Raw genomic sequence first — 7,362 nt, 5'->3', positions numbered from 1 at the left:
GTGAAAACAACATTGGCCTCCCATGATTCCAGAATCATGACGTTGGAGAACAACTACAGTTCCATGAAGAGTAACATGAGTTCCCTTCAAGGGACCGTTTCAGGCCTTTCCAGCAAGGTCAGCAGCCTGGAAAGCCAGATCAGGGGTTTGCGTACGGATGAATGGCCTGAGGATGAGCACAACCAGGCCGATCAAGTGCCCCCTGAAGACAACCCGCGTCGGCGGCTTGAAGAGCTCTTTCCGTTCATGCGTGACGATCCGGATATTCCCTTCTAGGCATTTGGTCCCCCGTTTGGGAAAGAACTGGCCTTTGAGGAGGTGTGCCTGATCTTCGGAGCCGTCTTCGCCTGATCCCGACCAGAGGGGTTCGATGGTTCCGGTGCAAGGGCGCGCAGCGGGAGCAGAGCCACGCGCAAGCGGGGCGCATGCCCCGGTGAGCATGGCGAGCACCCACCCCTTGTGCCGGGTTCTCGAAGCACTCAAGGGCATCAGACAAGGCGAAGCGGTGCTCGAAGCTCTGACATCATCCTCCCCCGCCTGATCTTTGGTGAGTCTGAAGCTGGAATCTTCGATGATCTCTGCGTGTGTGAAACCACGTTAGGCGGTGTGTGAAACCACGAAAGAAAATTTTTGGCCCATCTTGAGTGTGTTAAATATGGGTTAAATAATGTGTTAAGCAGTGGATAATGCGTCGTAAGTTTTTGTTTCAAAACAATAATTCAATCAGGTCGGTAACTAAAACCACGAATCTCGGTAACTGAAATCCTGATTTCGGTAACTAAAACCACGAATCCTTCTGTGGGTAACTGATACCACGAACCTTGACGGGAGGTACCTAATACCACGAATATCAAGCATGGACACTAAAACCACGAATCTCGATCTCTTTACCCAAACAGAGGAGAAGGCTCCCCTGCCCCTCATCCCTGATCGCCACCCGCAGCACGACCTGTTCATCTGTGACGTCGCTGATGCGGTCTTGAAGGACATGATGGCTCATATGGAACATCCCTTCTATTCGCTCTCAAAAAAACCAGAGACGAATGTGAGACGGTACGAGCATAACGGAAACTGGATCGAAATTACACCCAGTGTCAAAGGCTTAGCCACGATTTATGATAAAGACATTCTGATCTACTGCATCTCGCAGATCATGGCCAAGCTCAAGAACAACGAGCCGGTTTCGCCGCGTGTCCGGATCAACTCCCGAGACCTTCTGATCTTCACCAACCGGGGCACCAGTGGACGTGATTACATGGCGCTTGTTGAAGCCTTGGATCGTCTCGAAGGCACGCGGATTCGGACTAATATCCGCTCGGGTGATGAAGAGCAGATGGATGGCTTTGGCTTGATTGATGCCTCTTCGATCAGACGAAAGCATGGTTTGGATGGACGGCTTTTATGGTGCGAGGTGAAGCTGTCTGATTGGGTCTTCAACGCGATCCGCTCAATGGAGGTGTTGACCCTGCACCGCGATTACTTCCGGTTACGCAAGCCGATTGAGCGGCGTGTCTACGAGATCGCGCGCAAGCACTGCGGGTCTCAGGATAGCTGGAAAATCGGTCTGCCGACCTTGTTGAAGAAAACTGGATCGCAAAGCCCGCTCAAACGGTTTCGGCAGATGATCCGCGACCTGGCGGCCTATGATCACCTTCCGGATTACAGCGTGTCCTTCGATCTCGAAACCGACATGGTGACATTTCGCAATCGTGGCTCGATGACGGAGACACCGGCTTCGCCGCCGTGGGACGGGAGGCTGGATTCGGATGCACATCATGACGCACGGACGGTCGCGCCTGGTTGGGATGTTTACGTTCTTGAGCATGAATGGCGCGTTTGGTTGGGTGACAATGAGATCGAGCCCAAGCATCCCGCCAAGCATTTCATCAAGTTCTGTAAGAGCTGGTATGAGAAGCGGGGTCGTCCCTAACCATCTGATTTCATGGAGATGTTCAGCACATTCAGTGTGTGAAATGACGTCGATTATGTCACCATCAAAGAGCGCCGGTTCCTGAAACCCAAAATGGGATCAAGCCCCCCTGCCCTTCTGAGCCTCCAGAAGTTGTTCGAGCCCCTGCCAAAGCGTGAGATTTTCAGAGCGACAATAGCTCCTGAATTCATCGATCACGCGTTTCGGTCCTGGAATCGACACCTTGTCTTGCTCCTCCGTGCGCTTTGGACCGGGTTTTGAACGGGCTGAGGGTTCACGTGAGACAAATCCGAGCTCTAACCCTGCCTGGACAGCCTTCTCGACGTTGGAGCGCTCTAATTTCGGCTTGGGCTTGGCCGGCTCGGTTTGTTTTGGAAGTTCGATCCCTCCTCCGAAACCATATTTGCTCATGCCGCCCTCTCTTTCGTCAGGCTGTGGATCACGGCTTGGGCATAGTCGCGGGCATTGTCGATCGCACCAGTCACCTGCTTGAGGGCTTTTTCTCTAACAGAGGCCGTCTTCCCTTCTGTCTCACGCTTAACGATGTCCGACAACTCAGACAAAAGCACTTCATCCCGGAATATCCGCGTATAAGGCGCGCGCTTAGCGATCCGCACAGGCAAGGTTGGGATGTTGTTGAGTTCCATCTCGTTGCGCACGTCGCGTTCATCCGTGGTTTGGAAGGCCGCATTCGTGCGCGTGAACAAGAGGCTGTAACTGATTGGCGTCCGGATCATGTTTGATGTGGTCTGCACCAAGCGAACGGCAGCGGCTGCCTGGCGAGCTTCCATCGGTGATCCGTCAAGCGGAATGATGCACAAATCAGTACGGGACAGCGCAAAGGTCACGATCTGATCCTTCGAGCCTTCAAGATCGATGATCAGATAGTCGGCCTCCTCGGAGAGACTGTCGATCAGCTCGACGGTCTCTTCGGCCTGAGGGCGGGCATGTACCATAAAAGGCACGTCGCGCTCCTCAGAGCTCCGCCCTTGCGCCCAGGCAAGGATGTTGGCGTTGGGGTCGAGGTCGAGGATTGCGACACGACCGCCCGAGAGGGCGATCTGCTCGGCCAGGAGGATAGCGGATGTGGTTTTCCCTGATCCGCCCTTCGGGTTTGCAAAGGTGATGACATACATGGCGTCTATGATGCCATCATTGCCTCTAAAGTCAAAGATAAAGATAACATTAGAGATAAAGTCAATGTTAGAGTTAACGTTAACTTTGGAGTTAACGTTAACTTTGGAGTTATTGTGCCTATCATCTGTGCGGCCTTTGCTTTTGTCGAAAGCTGTAGGCAAAGGCCATTTTCCAGTTTGGATGAGAAGCCCGATGCAGATACGCTAGGAGGCGTGATCGGAAATTGCCCAACCACGATATTTTGTTTACTCTAGACAGGGGAGGGCACCGGTCACATGAGCCAACAATGATTGCAGAACTTGAGACACAAACTGTCCTTGGACCGTTCAATCCGATCGAGACCAAGAACGCGCCGAAAAAGCTATTCTCAGAAGGTGATCTCACCTTGCTGACGGAAGGCTCGCGCGTGGCTGTTGTGGGTTCGCGCAAAGCGACCGAAGACGGGATCAAACGGGCAAGAGCTGTCACAAAGGCTTTGGTGGAGCAGGGGATCACCGTAGTCAGTGGCTTGGCCGAAGGGATCGATACGATCGCCCATCGCACCGCGATCGAAGAGGGCGGTCGCACCATCGCTGTCTTGGGAACGCCTTTATGCAAAGCCTATCCGGCCAAAAACGCCAAGATCCTCGAAGAGATCAAACACGATCATCTGGCCGTGTCGCAGTTTCCGGAGGGCACGTCTTCCCGATCGCAGAACTTCCCGCAACGCAACCGAACGATGGCCTTGATCTGTGATGCGACAATCGTGATCGAGGCTGGCGAGAAGAGCGGTACGCGTCACCAGGGATGGGAAGCGATCCGCTTGGGTCGCCATGTCTATCTCTTGGAGAATGTTGCGACCAATCCTGATTTGACCTGGCCGAAAGAGCTCCTGGCCTACGGTGCGCAAGTTTTGAAGCGTAGCGATCTGCCGGACATCCTCTTCGACATTCCGAATTTCACAGCCGGGGGCGTGCGTGCCTTCGAGCTATGAGTACGGCACATTCGCGAATTATTCTCCTCGTGGACGATCAGAGCTTTCGGTGCGCTCACGCGGAACATGCGGTGGCATCAAAGCCGGGCGGATCAACATCATTGAATCTGCGATCCCGCATCTGAACAATCCAGTATCCGCCATCCTTCAACCGTTTCTTGCACCGGATGTGACGTTTATCCCAATTCCGCGCTCAGCACCTTTGAAGGACGATGCTCTTTGGCCGGGTAGGGTGATCTGTGACGTATTACATGCGCATGGCTTCGGTAGAGAAGTCCAACCATATCTGGAGCGTGTCCAGGCGGTTACGAGATCGTCCAGTGCTCCCGCCGCCGACCGTCCCCTATACACTGAGCATATGGAGACGATCCAAGCCAATGTGCCCTTATTTCCGCCGGAAAAAATTACGCTTGTTGATGATGTTTTGACGATGGGACGCACATGCTTCGCATGCGCCGAACTTCTGAGACAAGCCTGTCCACAGGCTGAAATTCGTATCTTTGCAATGATCCGTACTCAAGGCTTGCAAGAGAACATTGAAAGGATTGTCGACCCCGCCATCGGTATCATCGTTGGCTATCCATCAGGCAAGACGCATCGCGATCCGTGAATGTGATGGTGCAATCCGTCTTGCGCAACCCCGAGGTGGTCGCGCGTCTGTCCCCCGAGGACTATCGCGGCCTCTCCCCGCTCATCTACCTCCACATCAACCCCTATGGCCGGTTCGAGGTCGATCTGGAAAAGCGGATCGATTTCGAACCCATGGTCGCATAGAGGCATTCATGGCGAAAAGAGAACCGCAAGTCCTGCGGCTGAAAATCACCCTTGAGCATGTCGATCCCGCGCCGTGGCGTGGAATCGAGATCCGGTCGGACAAGACCTTGCCACACCTGCACGATGCTATTCAGGCGGCCTTCCTGTGGAACGACATGCACCTTTGGGATTTCCGGGTTGGTGATCGCAAATATGAGAGGAAGTACGGAGAGTTTTGGATGGAACCGATGTTCGACCCGCCGATCATGGAAGTCACCACGAAGAAGCTCGACTTCTTCTTGAACGCCAAGGTTCCCCCTGTGACTTACACCTACGATTTTGGAGATGACTGGGTCCATCGCGTCGAGCTGGTTTCAAAGCGTTCGGTCGAGCCGGCTGAACCTTTGCCACGTTTTGTCGGCGGTCAGTGGGCGACGCCCCCTGAAGATATTGGTGGCCCACCAATGTACGAGGCGTTCAAGGAGGCGCGTCATGACGCAAATCATCCAGAACACGAGTGGGGCAAAGAGGCCGGATACGTTGATTGGGATCATGATGAAATTCACGCCGATGCTGTCAGTGAGCAGTTCACGAAACTGCAAAGGCAAAAGACACGGCGGACATCACGTTGGGTTATGGAGGGCTAGAAGCGTCATTTAGAGTATACTCAAAGCAGCGCGGCGCATGAACACCAACCGCCGTGGAATATCTGTTCACTTTGGGCCTATTTTGATATATTGAACACATATCGTCATAGGCACACCCAAAATGAACAGATCGAGCCCCAAAATCGGCTATGCCCGAACATCGACCGTCGATCAGAACCTCGATGCCCAAATCGAGGCGCTGACAGCCGCAGGATGTGGGATGGTGCGCCAAGAACAGCGAAGTGGGGCCACGCTTGAGGGTCGTCCCGAGCTGAAGACGATCCTCGACTTCATCCATCCAGGTGAAACCTTGGTGGTCACTCGGATCGACCGACTGGCCCGCTCGATGCAGGATCTTCAGGCTATTGTCGCCAGGCTGAAGGAAAAGGGTGCCCATCTGGCGGCCACCGAGCAGCCCGTGGATACCTCCACGGCGACGGGCAAAGCGTTCTTCGACATGCTTGGCGTCTTTGCGGAGTTTGAGACCAACCTCCGCCGCGAGCGGCAGGCCGAAGGTATCAAGGCTGCCAAACGCAAAGGGGTCTATCGGGGTCGCCCACCCAAGATCGACATGGCCGCCATTCGGGCCAAGCTTGGTACAGGCCTCTCTCCAACGGAAATTGCCCGCGAGATGGGGGTCTCGCGCGGGACTGTCTATAAAGCAAAGGCTGAAATGCTGAAGAGCAACAAGATCATAGAGGGGCGGACTGCATGAAAAAGCCCCCACGCAAGCGACAGCCGTCCGCGTCCAAGGCGCCTGCGCAAACACAGGTCAAGGTGCCACCACCACGTAACCTGACCCCAGAGCTTTGCGATCGGCTGCGCAAGGACATGATGAAGGCATGCCTTGCAGTGGCAGAAACCCACGGGCTGACAGTCGAAGGGGGCGATCTCGCGAATATCGACCTGCGCCACAGTTTTGAGATCAGCTTCCGCGTCGGCATCCCGCAGGAGGACGGCGCGATCTATTCCCCGGACAAGGCCATGTTCGAGGTTCTTGCACCTCATTTTGGGCTAGAGCCCTCAGACTATGGCCGCACCTTCCGGTCAAAGGATGAGTTGTTCCGCATTGTCGCCATCAATCCCAACAGGCCGAAATACCCAGTCAGTGCTGAACGCGTCTCAGATGGAAGGGGTTTCAAGTTCCCCGCAGATAACGTCGCCATGTACCTGCAGAATTCAGCCGCCTATCCGGCGGGGAGGCACACCGCCGCCGCGTTCAACCGCGCCATGCATCTCTCAGCCGCCTATCCGGCGGGGAGGATTGGCGGCGCTGTCGCGGCGGTCTTGGGGCTTCTCTCAGCCGCCTATCCGGCGGGGAGGGACGACATGGCACATGCCGAGATGGATAGGAGTCTCTCAGCCGCCTATCCGGCGGGGAGGGGACGCGGGTCAGGCGCGGGTTCTACGTGGTATCTCTCAGCCGCCTATCCGGCGGGGAGGTCAAGGCGCGTAGGGACAAGGCCGTCAATTCATCTCTCAGCCGCCTATCCGGCGGGGAGGTCAAGGGCTGCGAGTATGCGGGCTTCGTAATCTCTCTCAGCCGCCTATCCGGCGGGGAGGGAACCGCTGCGGGCATCCGGGCATTCCACATTTCTCTCAGCCGCCTATCCGGCGGGGAGGCAGGGCTTGTGCAGCACCCGCGTGCGGTAATCTCTCTCAGCCGCCTATCCGGCGGGGAGGGGTAGTTACCGATGCGCCGCTTGCTGACAACTTCTCTCAGCCGCCTATCCGGCGGGGAGGATTCGCAAATTTGGTCTTGCGGCAACCCATAATCTCTCAGCCGCCTATCCGGCGGGGAGGAGTATCGAGGAGGCAGCGGCGCGTGCGGTGAATCTCTCAGCCGCCTATCCGGCGGGGAGGCCTGAGTGGGAAGCCAACGCTCGCCTGATAGCTCTCTCAGCCGCCTATCCGGCGGGGAG

General features: G+C 55.7%; 9 protein-coding genes and 1 CRISPR repeat array. Of the genes, 7 read left to right on the top strand and 2 right to left on the bottom strand.

The window, feature by feature from the left end; translation table 11 throughout:
• Together LCF59_RS17125 and LCF59_RS17120 are read left to right on the top strand one after the other, a co-directional pair.
• Positions 1–276, top strand: a 276-nt coding sequence (locus LCF59_RS17125) for a hypothetical protein (RefSeq protein ID WP_292288836.1), incomplete at its 5' end; no start/stop codon positions are given.
• Positions 277–856: 580 nt separating this feature from the next.
• Positions 857–1,930 carry a replication initiator protein A gene (locus tag LCF59_RS17120; protein ID WP_292288835.1) on the top strand — a complete coding sequence of 358 codons (1,074 nt, stop codon included), beginning with the start codon at positions 857–859 and terminating at the stop codon, positions 1,928–1,930.
• A 99-nt stretch (positions 1,931–2,029) separates the two neighbouring features.
• Here the strand turns inward: LCF59_RS17120 and LCF59_RS17115 are convergent, their stop codons facing one another.
• Together LCF59_RS17115 and LCF59_RS17110 are read right to left on the bottom strand one after the other, a co-directional pair.
• Entirely contained in the window at positions 2,030–2,341 is a 312-nt protein-coding gene (locus LCF59_RS17115; protein ID WP_292288834.1) for a hypothetical protein, read from the bottom strand.
• On the bottom strand, positions 2,338–3,066 hold the full coding sequence (locus LCF59_RS17110) for a ParA family protein (protein ID WP_292288833.1): 729 nt from the start codon (positions 3,064–3,066) through the stop codon (positions 2,338–2,340). Before LCF59_RS17110 ends, LCF59_RS17115 begins: the two co-directional genes overlap by 4 nt.
• A 287-nt stretch (positions 3,067–3,353) precedes the next feature.
• Here LCF59_RS17110 and LCF59_RS17105 point away from each other — a divergent pair, with 287 nt between their 5' ends.
• The 5 genes from LCF59_RS17105 (at position 3,354) to LCF59_RS17085 (ending at position 6,155) form a co-directional block, all read left to right on the top strand.
• Entirely contained in the window at positions 3,354–4,040 is a 687-nt protein-coding gene (locus LCF59_RS17105; RefSeq protein WP_292288832.1) for a DNA-processing protein DprA, read from the top strand.
• Positions 4,024–4,650, top strand: a complete 627-nt coding sequence (locus tag LCF59_RS17100) for a phosphoribosyltransferase (RefSeq protein ID WP_292288831.1) — start codon at positions 4,024–4,026, stop codon at positions 4,648–4,650. The genes LCF59_RS17105 and LCF59_RS17100 overlap by 17 nt, the downstream gene beginning before the upstream one ends.
• Entirely contained in the window at positions 4,647–4,814 is a 168-nt protein-coding gene (locus LCF59_RS17095) for a hypothetical protein (protein ID WP_292288830.1), read from the top strand. The genes LCF59_RS17100 and LCF59_RS17095 overlap by 4 nt, the downstream gene beginning before the upstream one ends.
• An 8-nt stretch (positions 4,815–4,822) precedes the next feature.
• Positions 4,823–5,440: a plasmid pRiA4b ORF-3 family protein gene (locus tag LCF59_RS17090; RefSeq protein ID WP_292288829.1), complete on the top strand. Its 618-nt coding sequence runs from the start codon at positions 4,823–4,825 to the stop codon at positions 5,438–5,440.
• A gap of 121 nt (positions 5,441–5,561) precedes the next feature.
• Positions 5,562–6,155 carry a recombinase family protein gene (locus tag LCF59_RS17085; protein ID WP_292288828.1) on the top strand — a complete coding sequence of 198 codons (594 nt, stop codon included), beginning with the start codon at positions 5,562–5,564 and terminating at the stop codon, positions 6,153–6,155.
• A gap of 460 nt (positions 6,156–6,615) precedes the next feature.
• Positions 6,616–7,362: direct repeats of the CRISPR family, unit length 27 nt; unit sequence TCTCTCAGCCGCCTATCCGGCGGGGAG.

Source organism: Marivita sp. (genome assembly GCF_020055675.1).
Taxonomy (GTDB): Bacteria; Pseudomonadota; Alphaproteobacteria; order Rhodobacterales; family Rhodobacteraceae; genus Marivita.
Note: the sequence above shows the minus strand (reverse complement) of the source record. Positions and strands in the feature narration are given on the sequence as shown.

Bases quoted from the DNA above. Each gene is read 5' to 3' on its own strand.
- LCF59_RS17120 (WP_292288835.1), top strand. From the start codon at position 857: ATGGACACTAAAACCACGAATCTCGATCTCTTTACCCAAACAGAGGAG.
- LCF59_RS17115 (WP_292288834.1), bottom strand. From the start codon at position 2,341: ATGAGCAAATATGGTTTCGGAGGAGGGATCGAACTTCCAAAACAAACC.
- LCF59_RS17110 (WP_292288833.1), bottom strand. From the start codon at position 3,066: ATGTATGTCATCACCTTTGCAAACCCGAAGGGCGGATCAGGGAAAACC.
- LCF59_RS17105 (WP_292288832.1), top strand. From the start codon at position 3,354: ATGATTGCAGAACTTGAGACACAAACTGTCCTTGGACCGTTCAATCCG.
- LCF59_RS17090 (WP_292288829.1), top strand. From the start codon at position 4,823: ATGGCGAAAAGAGAACCGCAAGTCCTGCGGCTGAAAATCACCCTTGAG.
- LCF59_RS17085 (WP_292288828.1), top strand. From the start codon at position 5,562: ATGAACAGATCGAGCCCCAAAATCGGCTATGCCCGAACATCGACCGTC.